Source organism: Streptomyces sp. NPDC050625, from assembly GCF_040654755.1.
Taxonomy (GTDB): domain Bacteria; phylum Actinomycetota; class Actinomycetes; order Streptomycetales; family Streptomycetaceae; genus Streptomyces.
Map to the genome: position 1 here is coordinate 316,852 of NZ_JBFAIQ010000005.1, position 17,401 is coordinate 334,252.

The following is a 17,401-nucleotide window of genomic DNA, read 5'->3' on the forward strand; positions in this document are numbered from 1 at the left end:
CGACAGGCCACGTCGGGGCTTGCCACCCCCCTCCCCGCATGGGGGAGGATGGCGGAATCCGTACGAAGGGAAATACACGGTGAGCATCGACCCGTCCTCGATTCCGAACTTCGGGGGCCAGCCCGAGCCGCAGCCCCAAGGACCGGCGGGCCCCGTCGTCCCGGATCAGGACCTCGTGAAGCAGCTCCTCGACCAGATGGAGCTCAAGTACGTCGTCGACGACGAGGGGGACCTCGCGGCGCCGTGGGAGCAGTTCCGTACGTACTTCATGTTCCGCGGGGAGGCCGAACAGGCGGTCTTCTCGGTGCGGACCTTCTACGACCGGCCCCACAAGATCGACGAGAAGCCGCAGCTGCTGGAGTCCATCGACGACTGGAACCGGCGGACCCTGTGGCCCAAGGTGTACAGCCACACCCACGACGACGGCACCGTCCGCCTCATCGGTGAGGCGCAGATGCTGGTCGGCACCGGCGTCGACCTCAACCACTTCGTCTCCTCCACGGTCAGCTGGGTGCGGGCCGCGATCGAGTTCGACAAGTGGCTGGTCGAGCAGCTCGGCCTCGAGGAGGAGGTCAACGAGGCCGAGAAGCCCGAGGACGACGAGGAGTAGCACCCTCGGCTCCGCGGAGCCCTCTAGAGCGGGGTGTGGGCGATCACTACCAGATACGCCCCGTAGACGAAGGAGAGCCCGGCCAGGGCGCAGACCACCACGGTCGCGTGCCAGGGCCGGGCTCTCGCCGTCCGCACCAGCGCCCGGGCCAGCGGCAGCAGCAGCGGGAAGGCGGGCAGCAGGAAGCGCGGCTTGGACTCGAAGAAGCCGGAGCCGCCGAGCGCGATGAGCAGCAGCACCCCGCTGTGGACGACGAGCGGCAGCGGGGCGCGGTCGGCGATCAGCAGCGCGTACATCAGCACGGCCGCCGCCACGATCACCATGGCCATGGGGAAGACGAACCGGCTGCCGTGCAGCAGCAGCTGGCGCACGAAGTGCAGCGACCCGTCCCCGAAGTCGAACCGGGACCCCCACAGCCGCTGCACCTCGAAGTAGCCGCCGAGCAGGTTCCCCTTGCGCCGGCCGACCCAGAGCACGTACGCCGTCCACCCCAGCGGGGCCAGCGCCGCGCCCGTCCACAGCCTGTGGGAAACCCGGCCGGTGCGCCGGAAGGTCCGGTACGCCTCGCAGAGGGCCGCGGCCAGGACGGCGGCGGCGACCGCGAAACCGTTGGGCCGGGACAGCCCGGCCAGCGCCGCGAGGCTCCCCGCCCACAGCCAGCTCCCGCTCAGGACCGCGTACAGCGACCAGGCGGCGAAGGCGGTGAGCACCGGCTCGGTGTACGCCATCGACAGCACCACGGAGTGCGGGAGCAGCGCCCACAGCAGCACCAGTGCCGTGCCCACGGCCCGCCCGTGCAGCCGCGCCCCGATCGCGTAGATCCCGCCGGCGGCGATCCCGGCCGCGGTCCACGACACGATCAGCCCGGCGGCGCCCCCGCTCAGCGGGGTCAGGGCGGTCATGACCCGCACCAGCGCCGGGTAGAGCGGGAAGAACGCCAGGTCGCTGTGGATGACGGTCGGGTGGAAGTACAGGGTGCGGCCGTAGCCGTGCGCGGCGATGCCGAGGTACCAGGCCGAGTCCCAGGACCGGCCGAGCAGGGCGAGCGGCTGCCTGCCGGTGGCCCAGGCGGCCACGGCGAGCACGGCCGTTCCGGCGAGCCGGGCGGCGAAGAACAGCCCGACGGCCACCGCGCTCGCCGCGGCGAGGGACAGCGCGGAGCCCGTGGACAGCCCGGGGCGCGCACGGTGCAGCGTCTCGGGTTCGGTGACGGTGGGCGTTGCGACGGTCGTGGCGTGGGTCACACCCGCACATTGCAGGAGGAAACGGGCTGTCGCTAGCGATGGGCGGCCGTGCGGGTGCGATTTCGCGGCGTCCGGCGTGGCTGCGTGACATGGGCGGCGTGTCCGACCCGCCCGCACGGCCGCGGTTCGGCGAAGATCGTCGATGACCGACACGCCGACGGATACACCGACGGATACACCGACGGACACACCGACCGACCAAGGGGGAAGAGTGTTCAGCAAGAAGGAAACGCACTTCGTCGTACTGAACGATCTGGACGAGGCGCGCGCCGCGATCCAGCGGGCACTGGACGACGCCATCGGCAGCGACACGGCAGCCGGCCTGCGGCGGGCCCTGGAGATAGTCGACGGAATCGGCGGCGGGGACCCGCGCGTGCGCTGGGCCGCCCAGGTGCTCGCCGAGGCCGAGCTGGACGCCAGGGAACAGGAGATCAAGGCCGTCAAGGCCCTGCGCGAAGCCCTGCCGGGACTGAGCCTCGCCGCGGCCGTGGACCTGCTCAAGCAGACCCAGGCCGCGACCTGAGTCACAGGCGGCGCAGACGCTCCACCGCCTCCCGCAGGACCTCTTCCCGCTTGCAGAAGGCGAAGCGGACGAAGGGGGCGCCCGCGTCCCGGTCGTCGTAGAAGACGGCGTTCGGGATGGCCACCACGCCCGCGCGCTCGGGCAGGGCCCGGCAGAAGGCGAAGCCGTCCTTCTCGCCGAGCGGGCGGATGTCGGTGGTGACGAAATAGGTTCCGGCGGGCCTGAAGACCTCGAAGCCCGCCTCCGCCAGACCCTCCGCCAGCACATCACGCCTGGCCAGCATGTCCGCGCGATAGCCGGCGAAGTACGCGTCGGGCAGCGCGAGGGCCTCGGCCACCGCGTACTGGAACGGGCCCGAGGCCACGTACGTCAGGAACTGCTTCACCGAGCGCACCGCCGTCACCAGTTCCGGTGTGGCCGTCACCCAGCCGACCTTCCAGCCGGTGAAGGAGAAGGTCTTGCCCGCCGAGCCGATCGTCACCGTCCGCTCGCGCATCCCGGGGAAGGACGCGAGGGGCAGGTGTTCGGCGTCGTCGAAGACCAGGTGTTCGTAGACCTCGTCCGTGACCACCAGCAGGTCCCGCTCCACCGCCAGCTCCGCGATCGCGGTCAGCTCGGCACGGGTGAGGACCGTGCCGGTCGGGTTGTGCGGGGTGTTGATCAGCAGCAGGCGGGTGCGGTCGGTCACCGCCGCGCGCAGCTCGTCGAGGTCGAGGCGGAAGCCCGCCCCCCGCTCGCGGTGCGGGCGCAGGGTGACCGGGACGCGGGTGCCGCCCGCCATGGCGATGCTCGCGGCGTAGGAGTCGTAGTACGGCTCGAACGCGATGACCTCGTCACCCGGTTCGAGCAGCGCGAGGAGGGCGGCTGCGATGGCCTCGGTGGCCCCCGCCGTCACCAGCACCTCGGTGTCGGGGTCGTAGGACAGGCCGTAGCGGCGCAGCTGGTGCGCGGCGATCGCGGTGCGCAGCTCGGGGATGCCGGGACCGGGCGGGTACTGGTTGCCGCGGCCCTCGCGCAGGGCGCGCACGGCCGCCTCCCGGATCTCCTCGGGTCCGTCCGTGTCGGGGAAGCCCTGGCCCAGATTGATCGCGCCGGTCCGCACCGCCAGGGCGGACATCTCGGCGAAGATCGTCGTCCCGAACTCGGCGAGCCGGCGGTTGAGGAGCGGGCGTGCGCTGGAGGTCATGCGGGCCATCCTGCGCCGAAGCTCTGGAGTTCCTCAACTCTGCTTTGGCCGGCAGAGCGGCCGGGCATCCCCGTGTCACGCGGCAGTCGTACGGCGGCCGCGGGAGAGCGAGGCGCCCACGGGGGGCCGCTTCGGGGGAACGGAAGGAGGGTGACGCCATGGTCCTCGGCATCATCCTGGCGGTGATCGCCGCGGTCCTGTTCATCGGGTCCGCGGTGAAGCGATCGCGCAGGAACCGGTACGGCAGGCGGTATCGGAGCGGGTCCCGCTCGTCGTCCTCGTCGTCCTCGTCGTACGACGGCGGCAGCAGTGCCAGCTGGTGGGCTGCCGGGGCCGCGGACAGCGGCTCGTCCGGAGGGCACCACGGGCACCACGGGGGCCACTCCTCGTGCGGCGGCGGCGGTCACTCCTCGTGCGGGGGCGGCTCGTCCTGCGGCGGGGGCGGCGGATGTGGCGGCGGGGGCGGATGCGGGGGAGGCAGCTGACACGGGGCAGCTGAGCTCCGGAGAACAGGGGGAACCGTATCCGGGCCGCACACCGGGCGCCCGCCGGGAGAAGGCATCCGGCGGGCGCTCCGGCGTACGCGCGGGGCGCCAGGGGCACTCTGTTGTTGAACAGTTGAGCTGTGGAGCCCCCTGAGGGATGGAAACCCCACGAAGTTGGGTAAAAACGCTGTGGCGGCGCCACAGTTCATGATTCCCTCTAAATCACCAACGCAGCCCCTCGGACGCCCTGCAGAAGCCTTCTCCCCGGCTGGGCAGGCGGGGCACACCGGGCAGACGCGGCCGATCTCCCGGTACCGACCGAGGTGCGCCGGGCCACACTCCCTTTTCTCTTTGCGTGCCAGCGGAGCCGATCCATGCTCACGACCCTGAACACCTCCTACACCGATACGCGCGCGGCCGACCTAGCCTGGGCCCTGGGACGCGAGCCGCTCCCCGCCCTGGCCACGCTCGACCTCGAATTGACCGGCGCGAAGCTCCAGTTGAGACTGCTCGGAGCGTCCCACCAGGTACTTCTCGATGAGGAGCGGGGAGGCTGTTCGGAGACGGTGGCGTGCATCCCGGGGTCCAGCACGCCCCTGCCGCTCGGCGTCGCCAAGCGGGTCGGCGACTGGGAGTACGAGTTCGCGGCCCGGGTGGAGGTGCTCTCGCCCGGATCGTTCGCCGGCCGCGCCCAGGAGTTGCTGGCCCTCGTCTCCGACCATCCGCACGGCCTCGCCGGCGTCTTCCCCGGCAGCCCGCACGCCTTCACCGCGATGCTCGCCCAGCGGCACGAGGGCCAAGTGCACTGGCGTACCTGGCATGCGTATCCGCAGGACGGCCAACTGGTCGCGACCCGGACGAGGGTGGGCGTACGGGTGCCGGCGGCCCAACTCGGCTAGGCCGTCAAACACCTTGCGTGTCAACGTGCTTCAGATCCAAACGTGCTTCAGATCCACACGTGTGGGTGACGAAGCGTACCGAGCGTGTGACGTAACGTCGCAGAGTGATCGAACCGCAGGCGCCCGCCCCACCCGGCACACCGCCGCCCTGGGGCCCTCCCGTGCGGCTGCCCGTGCGGCCGGCGACCGGTCGGTTCCTCGTCCTCGCGTGCGTCTTCGTCTGCGCGGCCTGCGGACTCGTGTACGAACTCGAACTCGTCGCCCTCGCCTCGTACTTGATCGGCGACTCGGTCACCCAGGCATCCGTCGTCCTGTCCGTCATGGTCTTCGCGATGGGCATCGGCTCCCTCGCCGCGAAACGGCTGCGCTGGCACGCCGCCGCCGGATTCGGCGCCGTGGAGGCGGGGCTCGCGCTCATCGGCGGCTGCAGCGCGATGGCGCTCTACGCGGCCTTCGCCTGGACCGGCGGCTGGGGCGGCATGTGGGCCAACGGCCCCCGCGGTCTCCTCGTCGCCTTCTCCCTCGCCATCGGTCTGCTCATCGGCGCCGAAGTCCCGCTGCTGATGGAGCTGATCCAGCGCATCCGGCGCCAGGACGCGGGCGGCGCCGTGGCCGACCTGTTCGCCGCGGACTACGTCGGAGCGCTCGCCGGAGGCCTGGCCTTCCCCTTCCTGCTCCTGCCGTTCCTGGGCCAGCTGACCGGCACCCTGCTCACCGGCACCGTCAACGTCGTCGCGGGCGGTGCCCTGGTGCTCGGGCTCTTCCGCCGCGACCTCACCCGGCGCGCCCGCTGGCTGCTCCTGATCGCCAACGTCACCGTCCTCGGCGTCCTCGCCTCGGCCGCCGTACTCGTCGACGACTTCGAACGCGCCGCCCGGCACGCGGTGTACGGCAAGGACGTACGCGTCGCCCTGCAGACCGACATCCAGGAAGTCGTCCTCACCGGCGGCACGCACGGCCGCCCGCTCGACCTCTTCCTGGACGGCCGGCTGCGCGTCGGCGGCCGCGACGAGCGCCGCTACCACGAGGCGCTGGTCCATCCCGCGATGTACGGCGCCCACGCGCGCGTGCTGATCCTCGGCGGCGGGGACGGGCTGGCCGCGCGGGAGGTACTGCGCCACCGGGACGTACGGCGGGTGGACGTCGTAGAGCTCGACGCGGGCCTCGTCCGGCTGGCCCGCCACGACCCGGGGCTGTCGCACCTCAACGGGCACGCGTACGACGACGGACGCGTCCACGTCACCACCGCGGACGCGTTCTGCTGGCTGCGCGGGGCACCCCGGGCGGCGTACGACGTCGTGATCGCCGATCTGCCCGATCCCGGCATCACCGCCAGCACGAAGCTGTACTCGCAGGAGTTCTACGGCCTGGCCCGGCGTGCCCTGGCACCCGGCGGCCGCCTTGTCGTGCACGCGGGCCCGGTCTCCGCCCGCCGCCGTGTCTTCTGGACGGTGGACGCCACGCTGCGCGCGGCCGGCTTCGCCACGGCCCCCTACCGGGTCCCCGGCCACGACTCCGGCTTCGCCGCGGGCCCCGACCGCTCCGTCGGCGCCTCCCGGGCCCCTCACGACTGGGGCTTCATCCTGGCCGCCCCCGGCCCCTCGACCCCTCCCCTCCGCCTGGAACCCCACGGCCCCCGCTTCCGCACGCTCACCGCGAGGACCCTCGCGACGGATGCCGAGGAGGCGGCGCGCATGCGGCTGGGGGGGCTGCCCGCGTCGACACTGGTGCATCCGCGCTATTGAGGCTGGTGCATCCGCGCCATGAGCGGGGGCGACAACCCCTGGTGATGGCGGGTGGCAACCCCTGGTGACGGCGGGTGGCAACCCCTGGTGACGGCGGCCCCAACGCCGGGTGACTCACCAGTGCAGGGGAGGGTACGTACCGCCCCCTGCTGGGTAGGCTTCGCCGACATGGAGCACGAGGTCTTCGTTCCGGTCCCGGTCGAGCGGCTGCGCGAGGCGCTCGCCGACCCCGCGCGGGTCGCCCGGGCGGTCCCCGGGTTCCAGCAGGACGCCGGTGCCGAGCCGGTCGCGGGCCGGCTGAAGGTGCGCGTCGGCAGCCACTCCGTCACCTACCGCGGATCGGCCCGGGTCACCGCCAGGGACGACGGGTCGTACGCCGTCGAGGGCGAGGCCGCCGAGGCCCGCGGTACCGGCTCCGTCAAACTCGCCCTCACCCTCCGCCTCCGGGACACGGACGGCGGCACCACCGTCACCGTCGAGGGCACGGCCTCCGCGGACGGCCGCGTCGCGGAACTGCCGACGGAATCGGTGGCTTCGGCGGCGACCCGCCTGCTGAACCGTTTCGTGGAGGGTCTGGCCGAGGCGGCGCCGGAGCCCGAGCCGGAACCCGAGCCGGTGCCGGAGCCGGAGCCTGAATCCCTGCCGGAAGCAGAGCCCGGCCCCGAACCCGACGCCCAAGCCTCCGTCTTCGACACCGAGATCCCCCCGCCCTCCCTTGACCGGGGTGCCGACGAGGACCTCCACGACGGCCCCTCCGACGACTTCGCGGAGTCGCCCGAACCGCCCGCCGAGGCGGCCCACGCACGGCGCACGATGATCGGCCGCAGCGCAGAGGAGGTCGACCACGCCCCGCCGCGCGGCCGTTACGCCCCCGTACCGGCCCCGCAGACCGTCGCCGCGAGCAGCACGCTGCGCTGGGCGGTGCCCGCCGCGGCACTCGTCGTGGCGGGGGCGATCGTTCTGGGCCGGGCCCTGCGCAGACGCCGCTGACCCTTGATCGCCCCAGTAGGGTCGTCCCGTGAGTAACAAAGAGATCACGCTGACCGCGGGCGACGCGGACGTGACCGTGCAGCCCGGCAACGGCGGCCGTATCGGAGGGCTCCGGGTCGGCGGCGTCGAACTGCTCCGGCAGGGTGACCGCTTCGGCTGCTTCCCGATGGTCCCCTGGTGCGGCCGGATCAGGGACGGCCGCTTCCTGGACGGCGCCACCGTCCACCAGATGCCGCTCAACTCCCCGCCGCACGCCATCCACGGCACCGCCCGCGACGGCGCCTGGCGCACCGCCCGCTCCTCCACCGACGAGGCGGTCATCACGTACGACCTGGTCGACCCCTGGCCCTACGCCGGCCGCGTCACCCAGGTGGTCGCCCTCAGCGAGGACAGCCTGACGCTGACCATGTCCGTGGAGACGTACGACTCCTCCTTCCCGGCGCAGATCGGCTGGCACCCGTGGTTCAACCGGAACCTGGGCGGCGAGGACGCGCGGCTCGACTTCAGCCCCGCCTGGCAGGAGGAGCGCGGCGACGACCATCTGCCCACCGGCAACCGCATCGACCCGAAGCCCGGCCCCTGGGACGACTGCTTCGGCATGCCCGGCGGCGTCGACGTCACCCTCGTCTGGCCCGGGCAGCTGGAGTTGAAGGTCACCAGCCGCGAGCAGTGGGTCGTCGTCTACGACGAGCAGGAGGCGGCCGTGTGCGTGGAGCCCCAGACGGGCCCGCCGAACGGGCTGAACACCCAGCCACGCCTGGTCACACCGCTGGAGCCGCTGGAGGCCACGACCACCTGGAGCTGGCGCAGGCCCTAGGCTGGTCGGCATGACGGACGTACGCGGCGCGCTGCTGCAGCAGATCAAGGACAAGGCCGTGGTGCACGGCAAGGTGACCCTGTCGTCGGGCAAGGAAGCCGACTACTACATCGACCTTCGCCGGATCACGCTGGACGGCGAGGCCGCGCCGCTGGTCGGTCAGGTCATGCTCGACCTGACCGCCGACCTGGACTTCGAGGCGGTCGGCGGGCTGACGCTGGGCGCCGACCCCGTCGCCACCGCGATGCTGCACGCGTCCGCCGCGCGCGGGAAGGTGCTCGACGCGTTCGTCGTGCGCAAGGCGGGCAAGGCGCACGGCCTGCAGCGCCGGATCGAGGGCGCGGAGGTCAAGGGCCGCCGCGTCCTCGCGGTCGAGGACACCTCCACCACCGGCGGCTCCGTGCTGACCGCCGTCGAGGCGCTGCGCGAGGCCGGTGCCGAGGTCGTCGCCGTCGCCACGATCGTGGACCGGGCGACCGGGGCCGCCGAGGCGATCGCCGAACAGGCCGGGGTGCCCTACGTGTTCGCCTACTCGAAGGACGACCTGGGCCTCGACTGACGCGCGAGGTTGACGCACCGGCTTGACCCGGGGGTGACCACTCCTTGACCAGGGGCATTGAGCATCGCCTCATCTCTGGAAAGATGGGGCCGACGATGACGTCACCCCCAAGGTCTAGGTCAGGGCCGTAAGCACGCAGAACGCCGACCCGCACACTCAAGGAGCGGACAGATGCCCATCGCAACCCCCGAGGTCTACAACGAGATGCTCGACCGGGCGAAGGCAGGCAAGTTCGCCTACCCGGCCATCAACGTCACCTCGACCCAGACCCTGCACGCGGCGCTGCGCGGCTTCGCGGAGGCGGAGAGCGACGGCATCGTCCAGATCTCCACGGGTGGCGCCGAGTTCCTGGGCGGCCAGTACAGCAAGGACATGGTGACCGGCGCGGTCGCCCTGGCCGAGTTCGCGCACATCGTCGCCGAGAAGTACCCGGTCAACGTGGCCCTGCACACGGACCACTGCCCGAAGGACAAGCTCGACGGGTACGTACGTCCGCTGATCGCGATCTCCGAGGAGCGCGTCAAGAACGGCCAGAACCCGCTGTTCCAGTCGCACATGTGGGACGGCTCGGCCGAGACCCTCGCCGACAACCTTGCCATCGCGCAGGAGCTCCTGGAGCGCACCCGCGCCGCCCGGATCATCCTTGAGGTGGAGATCACCCCGACCGGTGGCGAGGAGGACGGCGTCTCGCACGAGATCAACGACTCCCTCTACACCACCGTCGACGACGCCATCCGCACCGCCGAGGCGCTCGGCCTGGGCGACAAGGGCCGTTACCTGCTGGCCGCGTCCTTCGGCAACGTGCACGGTGTGTACAAGCCGGGCAACGTCGTGCTCCGCCCCGACCTGCTGAAGCAGCTGAGCGAGGGCGTCGCCGCCAAGTTCGGCAAGCCGGCCGGCTCGCAGCCGTTCGACTTCGTCTTCCACGGCGGCTCCGGCTCCACGCCGGAGGAGATCGCGACCGCGCTGGAGAACGGCGTCGTGAAGATGAACATCGACACGGACACGCAGTACGCGTTCACGCGCCCCGTGGCCGCCCACATGTTCCAGAACTACGACGGCGTCCTGAAGGTCGACGGCGAGGTCGGCAACAAGAAGACCTACGACCCGCGCACCTGGGGCAAGGCCGCCGAGGGCTCGATGGCCCAGCGCGTCGTCCAGGCCACGCAGGACCTGCGGTCGGCCGGCACGAAGATCAAGTAACTCGGTCGGGACGAAGATCGAGTGACTCGGTCTCTACGAAGACCGAGTGACCGTTCGCGGTACTCCCGGTGAGCCCGGCGTCTGTCTACGGCGCCGGGCTCGCTGTATACCTGGGGGCATGCCCGATGTCCGGCTGGCCTCGTCCCAGGGCAGATGGATCCTGCTCACCACGGTGCTCGGCTCCAGCATGGCCATGCTGGACTCGACCGTCGTCAACGTGGCCCTGCCGCGCATCGGCGAGGACCTCGACGCGAGCCTGGCCGCGCTCCAGTGGACGGTCAACGCGTACATGGTGACTCTGGCGGGCCTGATCCTCCTGGGCGGCTCGCTCGGCGACCGCTACGGCCGCCGAAAGATCTTCGTGCTGGGCGTGGTCTGGTTCGCCACGGCGTCCCTGCTGTGCGGGCTCGCCCCGAACGCCACCGTCCTCGTCGCCGCCCGCGCCCTCCAGGGCATCGGCGGCGCCCTCCTCACACCCGGCTCGCTCGCCCTGATCCAGGCCTCCTTCCACTCGGACGACCGGGCCAAGGCCGTTGGCCTCTGGTCAGGCTTCGGGGGCGTCGGCGCGGCCGTGGGCCCGTTCCTGGGAGGCTGGCTGGTGGACGGCCCCGGCTGGCGCTGGGTGTTCCTGCTGAACGTCCCGCTGGCCCTCGTATGCGCCCCCATCGCCGTACGGCACGTGCCCGAGTCGTCCGACGGAGGCGGCCACGGCCGCTTCGACGTCCTCGGCGCGACCCTGGGTGCCCTGGCGCTGGCCCTGGTGACCTACGCGCTGATCGAGGCGCCGGGCGGGTCGATCAGCGTCACGGTCACGGCAGTGGCGGGCGTGGCGGCCGCAGTGGCCTTCGTGTACGTCGAGAAGCACAGGCCCGACCCGATGATGCCGCTCGACATCTTCTCGTCGCGCCAGTTCTCGGCAGTCAACCTGGTCACCCTGTGCGTGTACGCGGCTTTCAGCGGCTTCTTCTTCCTCACCGCGCTCCAGCTCCAGGTCGTGGCCGGGTACTCGGCCCTGCAGGCCGGTACGGCACTGCTGCCGACCACGGCCCTGATGCTGCTGTTCTCGGCCCGCTCCGGCGCCCTGGCCGACCGCATCGGCCCCCGCATCCCGCTCACCCTAGGCCCGCTGCTGTGCGCCGTCGCGATGCTGCTGATGCTGCGGGTGGGCAAGGACGCGAACTATCTGACCGACGTGCTCCCCGCCCTGCTGGTCATGGGCACCGGCATGGTCACCCTGGTGGCCCCGCTGACCGCCACCGTCCTCGCCTCCGTGGACACCGCGCGGGCGGGCCTGGCCAGCGGCATCAACAACGCGGCGGCCCGCGCGGCCGGCCTGATCGCGGTGGCCGCGCTGCCCCTGCTGACCGGGATGGGCCCGGAGGCGTACCGCTCGGCGGACGCCTTCGAGACGTCGTTCCGCAGGGCGATGCCGATCTGCGCGGCGGTACTGGTCGCCGGGGCGATCCTGGCCTTCACCCTGGTACGCCGCCCACCCCCGGACTGCCGCCACCCCGAATGCCGAACCCACGGCTGCGTAACAGCACCCCCACTGGAACGGGGCCCGACTTCATCGGGCCGGCTCACCAAGTTCAGCAAGTTCAGCAAGTGAGGAGGGGCGCGCGGTGGGGTGCGCGGTGCGCTGCAGTGTGCGGTGCGCTGCGCTGTCTGAGGCCGCGTGCCCGAGGACGAGCAGAGCCATCCCGACCCCCGCTCGGCCATATCCAGCCCGGCTGGCGCTTTGAGGACGAGGTGTGCCGTCCCGATCCCCCACCCTCCCGCTGGGGGCGGCATAGCTCGGCTGCACTTGGCCTGTGCGGCGTTTGGGGACGAGGTGTGCCGTCCCGATCCCCCACCCACCCGCAGGTGACGCCATAGCCCGGCCAAATCCAGCCCGTCCGGCGTTTGAGGACGAGGCCGTTCAGGCCGATGGCGGGGTCTGGGGGCGCAGCCCCCAGGAAGTGGGCGGCATCCGCCGCTCCCACCCGCCAGCCCCCGGAGGGATCCCGCAGACTTGGGGTATGAGCATTCACGAGAACCTCCTCGGCGGCCCGCCCCCCACCCACCTCCCCGACGACCCGGAGCCCCGCGAGCTGCTCGCGCAGGGCACCGCGCCGGCGGACGTCGCCGCGAAGTACCCGACTTCCTCGCTCGCCTGGGCCCAGCTGGCCGACGACGCGTTCGAGCGGGGCTCGGTCGTCGAGTCGTACGCCTACGCCCGTACGGGCTACCACCGCGGCCTGGACGCGCTGCGCCGCAACGGCTGGAAGGGCCACGGCCCCGTCCCCTGGGAGCACGAGCCGAACCGCGGCTTCCTGCGCGCCCTGCACGGCCTCGCCCGCGCCGCGCAGTCGATCGGCGAGCAGGAGGAGTACGAGCGCTGCACGCAGTTCCTGAAGGACTCCTCGCCGACGGCGGCCCAGACACTGGGCTGATCGGCGCATACGGTGTGGCCCGTCTGGCACTGGACGGGCCTTGCCGTAACCGGGGGGATTACAGAGGATGCCGGTGGGGACCGGGGCCCCCGTGCCGGAATCGGCAGGGGCGGACCGCTACCCGGAGTAACACAGGAGACAGCGATGTCCCAACAGGCTCACCAGTCCCCCGAGACTCAGGAGCCCGAGACCCCGCATCTCGACTTCGCAGGCACGACGCCGTACGAGGACTACGTCAAGGCGGACGTGCTCACCCATCTCCAGCACACCCTCTCCGACGATCCCGGAGAGATGGTCTTCCTGGTCACCACCCAGGTGATGGAGCTGTGGTTCACGGTCATCGTCCACGAGTGGGAGACCGCGGCCGAGGCACTGCGGGGGGACCGGGTTCCCGTCGCGATCGACGCGCTGAAGCGTTCCGTACGGGAGCTGGAGGCGCTGAACGCCTCCTGGAAGCCGCTCGGCCAGCTCACCCCGGCCCAGTTCAACTCGTACCGCTCCGCCCTCGGCGAGGGCTCCGGCTTCCAGTCGGCGATGTACCGCCGTATGGAGTTCCTGCTCGGCGAGAAGTCCGCGTCGATGCTCGTCCCGCACCGGGGCGCGCCTCGCGTCCACGCCGAGCTGGAGAAGGCGCTGCACGAGCCGAGCCTGTACGACGAGGTGGTACGGCTCCTCGCGCGCCGCGGCCACGCGATCCCCGCCTCCGTCCTGCACCGTGACGCGTCGCTGCGCCACGAGCCCTCGGACGACGTCGAGGCCGCCTGGACCGCCGTGTACTCCGGCGACCCGGACGACGAACTCGCCCGCCTGGGAGAGGCGTTGACCGATGTCGGCGAGCTCGTCTGGCGCTGGCGCAACGACCACCTGGTCGCCACCCGCCGCGCGATGGGCGCGAAGCCCGGCACCGGCGGCTCGGCCGGTGTGGCCTGGCTGGAGAAGCGCGCGCAGAAGAACGTGTTCCCGGAGCTGTGGACGGCGAGGTCCCATGTCTGACCTCGTCGCACGCGCGGAGAAGATCGCACGCGCGGAGAAGCTGGACGCCGCGGACGAACTCGCGCACCAGCGGGAGCGGTTCGTCCTGGACGACGTTGTCTACCTGGACGGCAACTCGCTCGGCGCGCTCCCCGCGAACGTCCCCGGCCGGGTCGAGGACGTCGTCCGCCGCCAGTGGGGCGAACTCCGCATCCGCTCCTGGGACGAGAGCGGCTGGTGGACCGCGCCCGAGCGGATCGGCGACCGCATCGCCCCGCTGGTCGGTGCGGCGCCGGGGCAGATCGTCGTCGGCGACTCCACAAGCGTCAACGTTTTCAAGGCACTTGTGGCCGCCGTACGGATGGCGGGCGAGGACCGGGACGAGATCCTGGTCGACGCGACGACTTTCCCCACGGACGGGTACATCGCCGAGTCGGCCGCCCGGCTGACCGGCCGTACGCTGCGACCGGTGACCCCGGCGGAGGTGCCGGGCGCGCTGTCCGGCCGTACGGCCGCGGTGCTGCTCAACCACGTCGACTACCGCACCGGCCGGCTGCACGACCTGCCCTCGCTCACGTCGGCGATCCACGCGGTGGGCGCGATCGCGGTCTGGGACCTGTGCCACAGCGCGGGCGCGCTGCCGGTGGGCCTGGACGAGCACGGCGTGGACCTGGCGGTCGGCTGCACCTACAAGTACCTGAACGGCGGCCCGGGTTCACCGGCGTACCTGTATGTGCGCAGCACACTGCAGGACCGCTTCGACTCGCCCCTGCCCGGCTGGAACTCCCACGCCGACCCCTTCGGCATGCGCACGGACTACGCGCCCGCGCCGGGTGCCCTGCGCGGCCGCGTCGGCACGCCGGACATCCTCTCCATGCTCGCCCTGGAGGCAGCGCTGGAGGTCTGGGACGAGGTCTCGGTGCAGGCGGTGCGCGCCAAGTCCCTCGCCCTGACGGACTTCTTCCTGGAGTGCGTGGCGTCGTACGTCCCGCAGGGCGTCGTCGAGTCGCTGACCCCGTCGGCCCACGAGGAGCGCGGCAGCCAGGTGGCGCTGCGCTGCGGGAACGCCGGGGACGTGATGAAGCGGCTGATCGAGCGGGGTGTGGTCGGGGACTTCCGCCATCCCGACGTCCTCCGCTTCGGCTTCACACCGCTGTACGTCGGGTTCGGGGACGTGGAGCGGGCGGCCCGGGTGCTGGGTGAGGTGCTCGGGCCGCTGTCCCGGTAGGTACTCAGCCAACTGCTTCGGCAACTGCTTCGGCAGGTGCTTTGGCAGGTGCTTCGGCAGGTGTTCCGGCGGCTGCCCCGATGGCCGCCGGAATCCACTGCCCGGCCCGTGCGCACACGGGCCGGGCAGCGGTGCGCCAGGCGAGGAGAACCGTTTAACCTCACCCAGCGTGACATCCCCGTGTCCCCGCACGTCATCGGCCTGATACCGTCCCCGCCAACAGCCGATTTCCCATCTGGCCGCCAAACCCCGTTACGTCGCTGAGAGGTTGGAGCATGCCGGACGACGCCGCCGCAGCCCGCGCCGCCGCCGAAGAGGAGTCGGCCTTCTCGCACCCGCCGGTCGACCCCGACGTCACAGCGACGTACGGCGAGCATCCCGACCAGGTGATCGACTTCTACGTCCCGCGCGGCTCCGAGCCCCCGGAACCGGGCTCCCTCGCCCCTCTGGTCGTGGTCCTGCACGGCGGAGCCTGGCGCGCACCGTACGACCGCCGCCACATCACCCCCTTCGCCGACTACCTGGCCCGCCGCGGCTTCGCCGTGGCCAACGTCGAGTACCGCCGCGGCAGCGCGATCCCGGCCCAGGGCGGCGACGGCCCGGTCGCCGGGCGCTGGCCGGACACCTTCGACGACGTCGCCGCCGCGCTGGACGCCCTGCCCGCGCTCGTCCACGAGCTGCTTCCGCAGGCCGACCCGCGCCGTACGGTGCTCGCCGGCCACTCGGCGGGCGGTCAGCTGGCACTGTGGGCGGCGGCCCGGCACGTCCTGCCCGCCGACGCTCCCTGGCGCACGGACCGGCCCACCCCCCTGCGCGGTGTGGTCGCCCTGGCCCCCATCGCGGACTTCGCGGTCGCGGAGAAGCTCGACGTGTGCGGCAACGCGGCCCTCCAACTCCTGGGCGGGCAGGAGAAGTTCGCGGAACGCCAGCCGTACGCGGACCCGGCCCTCCTGCTGCCCACCGGGATCGCGACCACGCTCGTCCAGGGCCGTACGGATGTGGTCGTACCGCAGGCGGTGGCCGAGTCGTACGCGGAGGCGGCGGCCAAGGCGGGGGAGGTCGTGGGGCTGACGCTCCTGGAGGACGTCGGGCACTTCCCGCTGATCGATCCCGCGGCGGACGCGTGTGCGGTGGTGGCGGAGGAGATCGCGCAGCTGGCCTGGTGACAGGGCCTGGGCTGGCGTCCGTGACAGCGCCCGTGCCGGCGCCCGTGCCGGCGCCCCGAGGAGGCGACCCGGTCATACCCGTAGTACCTGAGAGCTACGCAGGAGAAGAGTTCCCTGGCGGGACGCGAACGACGAGTCCCGATCCGTAATTTCCCATCCAGACGAGCCCGACCACCGGGCGGGGGACTGGAGGGGACGGAGCCATGGGGCGTGTGGCGGGGGCTGCGGGGGAGCGAACCCAGCGGGAACGGACCGCAGCCGAACGAACCGCGGACGAACGGACCGCGGACGAACAGACCGCAGCCGAACGAACCGGCAAGGGCCGCCGGAGCCGCCGAAGCCGCCGAATCTCCGACACGCGCCGCCCCGCCGCCCACCGATGGCGCCGAGCCCTCCTCGCCGCGCTCATCACCGCCGCCGTCGTGGTCCCCCTCTCAGCCGCCGCCCGACCGGAGGTCCCCGCCCCGGCCCCAGCCGTCCTCGCTCCGCCGACGGCGGCCACGCTGGGGGAGGCGTACGCGGCCAACCGTGCCAACGCCACCGAAGCCGCCGCCATGGCGGACGCGCACGGCGACCGTCACCGTGCCGCCGCGGACCGCGCGCTGGCCGCCCCGTCCCGTCAGCTGCTCGTCTTCGACGGCCGCGGCTCCGGCCGGGCCACGGAGGTGCTCGGGGACCTGGCCCGGGCCGACCGCATCGCGATACTGGTCCCCGGCTCCGACACCTCCATAGACACCTACGGCCGCTTCCACAGAGCCGCGGCCGCCCTGTACACCGAGCTCACCCGCCGCGCGCCCGCCGACAGCCGGGTGGCGGTCGTCGCCTGGCTCGGCTACGACACCCCGGGCACGATCAGCACCACGGTCACCACCACGAGCCGCGCCGAGCAAGCCGCACCCCAACTGCGTGCGTTCATACGGCAGCTGCGCGGAGTCGTGGGCGAGGAGGCGCGCGTGTCCGCCGTGTGCCACTCCTACGGCTCGGTCGTGTGCGGCCGCGCCGCCGCCGGCCTGGACATCGACGACCTCGTCCTCGTCGGCAGCCCCGGCACCGGCGCCGACTCCGCCGCCGCGCTGCACACGCCGGCCCGGGTCTGGGCGGCCCGCGGTTCCGACGACTGGGTGGCGGATGTGCCGCACGTCAGCGCCGAACTGTTCGACACCACCATCGGCTTCGGCACCGACCCGGTCTCCCCGGCCTTCGGCGCCCGCGTCTTCGACGCCGCCGACGCCGGTCACAGCGGCTACTTCACTCCGGGCTCGACCGTCCTCGCCAACCTGGCCCGGATCACCCTCGGCGAGACCTCGGAGGTGACCCGTGCGTGAGCCGACCCTGCGCCGCA

The 17,401-nt window shown here is 72.2% G+C and carries 16 protein-coding genes; 14 read left to right on the forward strand and 2 right to left on the reverse strand.

Annotated features, from left to right (window positions below):
* Positions 1-79 precede the first annotated feature (79 nt).
* Positions 80-610 carry a YbjN domain-containing protein gene (locus AB0I54_RS14655; RefSeq protein WP_363296333.1) on the forward strand — a complete coding sequence of 177 codons (531 nt, stop codon included), beginning with the start codon at positions 80-82 and terminating at the stop codon, positions 608-610.
* Positions 611-633: 23 nt separating this feature from the next.
* Here the strand turns inward: AB0I54_RS14655 and AB0I54_RS14660 are convergent, their stop codons facing one another.
* On the reverse strand, positions 634-1,854 hold the full coding sequence (locus tag AB0I54_RS14660) for a hypothetical protein (protein ID WP_363296335.1): 1,221 nt from the start codon (positions 1,852-1,854) through the stop codon (positions 634-636).
* 211 nt (positions 1,855-2,065) lie between these two features.
* Between AB0I54_RS14660 and AB0I54_RS14665 the strand changes: the two genes are divergently transcribed.
* The gene (locus tag AB0I54_RS14665) at positions 2,066-2,377 is read left to right on the forward strand and encodes a hypothetical protein (RefSeq protein ID WP_363296336.1); all 312 of its coding nucleotides are present in this window, start codon (positions 2,066-2,068) and stop codon (positions 2,375-2,377) included.
* Position 2,378: 1 nt separating this feature from the next.
* On the opposite strand, the gene AB0I54_RS14670 is transcribed toward AB0I54_RS14665, so the two are convergent.
* Entirely contained in the window at positions 2,379-3,572 is a 1,194-nt protein-coding gene (locus AB0I54_RS14670) for a pyridoxal phosphate-dependent aminotransferase (protein WP_363296337.1), read from the reverse strand.
* Between the two features lie 850 nt (positions 3,573-4,422).
* Here AB0I54_RS14670 and AB0I54_RS14675 point away from each other — a divergent pair.
* The 12 genes from AB0I54_RS14675 to AB0I54_RS14730 all read left to right on the forward strand — a co-directional run bounded on the left by AB0I54_RS14675 (position 4,423) and on the right by AB0I54_RS14730 (position 17,384).
* On the forward strand, positions 4,423-4,947 hold the full coding sequence (locus tag AB0I54_RS14675; protein ID WP_363296338.1) for a DUF2617 family protein: 525 nt from the start codon (positions 4,423-4,425) through the stop codon (positions 4,945-4,947).
* Positions 4,948-5,051: 104 nt separating this feature from the next.
* A complete protein-coding gene (locus tag AB0I54_RS14680; protein ID WP_363296339.1) occupies positions 5,052-6,692 on the forward strand; it encodes a polyamine aminopropyltransferase in 1,641 nt (546 codons plus the stop codon).
* Positions 6,693-6,860: 168 nt separating this feature from the next.
* Positions 6,861-7,682 (forward strand): SRPBCC domain-containing protein, encoded by an 822-nt coding sequence (locus AB0I54_RS14685; protein ID WP_363296340.1) that lies wholly within the window; start codon positions 6,861-6,863, stop codon positions 7,680-7,682.
* 28 nt (positions 7,683-7,710) lie between these two features.
* Positions 7,711-8,499 (forward strand): aldose 1-epimerase, encoded by a 789-nt coding sequence (locus AB0I54_RS14690; RefSeq protein WP_363296341.1) that lies wholly within the window; start codon positions 7,711-7,713, stop codon positions 8,497-8,499.
* Positions 8,500-8,509: 10 nt separating this feature from the next.
* Positions 8,510-9,058 (forward strand): orotate phosphoribosyltransferase, encoded by a 549-nt coding sequence (gene pyrE / locus AB0I54_RS14695; protein ID WP_263210876.1) that lies wholly within the window; start codon positions 8,510-8,512, stop codon positions 9,056-9,058.
* 171 nt (positions 9,059-9,229) lie between these two features.
* On the forward strand, positions 9,230-10,261 hold the full coding sequence (gene fbaA, locus AB0I54_RS14700) for a class II fructose-bisphosphate aldolase (protein WP_363296342.1): 1,032 nt from the start codon (positions 9,230-9,232) through the stop codon (positions 10,259-10,261).
* A gap of 118 nt (positions 10,262-10,379) precedes the next feature.
* On the forward strand, positions 10,380-11,870 hold the full coding sequence (locus tag AB0I54_RS14705; protein ID WP_363296343.1) for an MFS transporter: 1,491 nt from the start codon (positions 10,380-10,382) through the stop codon (positions 11,868-11,870).
* A gap of 409 nt (positions 11,871-12,279) precedes the next feature.
* Positions 12,280-12,693, forward strand: a complete 414-nt coding sequence (locus tag AB0I54_RS14710) for a DUF3151 domain-containing protein (protein WP_363296344.1) — start codon at positions 12,280-12,282, stop codon at positions 12,691-12,693.
* 144 nt (positions 12,694-12,837) lie between these two features.
* On the forward strand, positions 12,838-13,686 hold the full coding sequence (locus tag AB0I54_RS14715; RefSeq protein WP_363296345.1) for a tryptophan 2,3-dioxygenase family protein: 849 nt from the start codon (positions 12,838-12,840) through the stop codon (positions 13,684-13,686).
* Complete coding sequence (gene kynU / locus AB0I54_RS14720) at positions 13,679-14,893, forward strand: kynureninase (RefSeq protein WP_363296346.1); 1,215 nt, start codon at positions 13,679-13,681, stop codon at positions 14,891-14,893. The genes AB0I54_RS14715 and kynU overlap by 8 nt, the downstream gene beginning before the upstream one ends.
* 275 nt (positions 14,894-15,168) lie before the next feature.
* Positions 15,169-16,059 (forward strand): alpha/beta hydrolase, encoded by an 891-nt coding sequence (locus AB0I54_RS14725; protein ID WP_363296347.1) that lies wholly within the window; start codon positions 15,169-15,171, stop codon positions 16,057-16,059.
* A 203-nt stretch (positions 16,060-16,262) separates the two neighbouring features.
* Positions 16,263-17,384: an alpha/beta hydrolase gene (locus AB0I54_RS14730; RefSeq protein ID WP_363296348.1), complete on the forward strand. Its 1,122-nt coding sequence runs from the start codon at positions 16,263-16,265 to the stop codon at positions 17,382-17,384.
* The last annotated feature ends 17 nt before the right edge of the window (positions 17,385-17,401 follow it).

Excerpts from the sequence above, each read along its gene's own strand:
- AB0I54_RS14670 (WP_363296337.1), bottom strand. The coding sequence starts at position 3,572 with ATGGCCCGCATGACCTCCAGCGCACGCCCGCTCCTCAACCGCCGGCTC.
- AB0I54_RS14675 (WP_363296338.1), top strand. The coding sequence starts at position 4,423 with ATGCTCACGACCCTGAACACCTCCTACACCGATACGCGCGCGGCCGAC.
- AB0I54_RS14685 (WP_363296340.1), top strand. The coding sequence starts at position 6,861 with ATGGAGCACGAGGTCTTCGTTCCGGTCCCGGTCGAGCGGCTGCGCGAG.
- pyrE (WP_263210876.1), top strand. The coding sequence starts at position 8,510 with ATGACGGACGTACGCGGCGCGCTGCTGCAGCAGATCAAGGACAAGGCC.
- fbaA (WP_363296342.1), top strand. The coding sequence starts at position 9,230 with ATGCCCATCGCAACCCCCGAGGTCTACAACGAGATGCTCGACCGGGCG.
- AB0I54_RS14705 (WP_363296343.1), top strand. The coding sequence starts at position 10,380 with ATGCCCGATGTCCGGCTGGCCTCGTCCCAGGGCAGATGGATCCTGCTC.
- AB0I54_RS14710 (WP_363296344.1), top strand. The coding sequence starts at position 12,280 with ATGAGCATTCACGAGAACCTCCTCGGCGGCCCGCCCCCCACCCACCTC.
- AB0I54_RS14715 (WP_363296345.1), top strand. The coding sequence starts at position 12,838 with ATGTCCCAACAGGCTCACCAGTCCCCCGAGACTCAGGAGCCCGAGACC.
- kynU (WP_363296346.1), top strand. The coding sequence starts at position 13,679 with ATGTCTGACCTCGTCGCACGCGCGGAGAAGATCGCACGCGCGGAGAAG.
- AB0I54_RS14725 (WP_363296347.1), top strand. The coding sequence starts at position 15,169 with ATGCCGGACGACGCCGCCGCAGCCCGCGCCGCCGCCGAAGAGGAGTCG.
- AB0I54_RS14730 (WP_363296348.1), top strand. The coding sequence starts at position 16,263 with ATGGGGCGTGTGGCGGGGGCTGCGGGGGAGCGAACCCAGCGGGAACGG.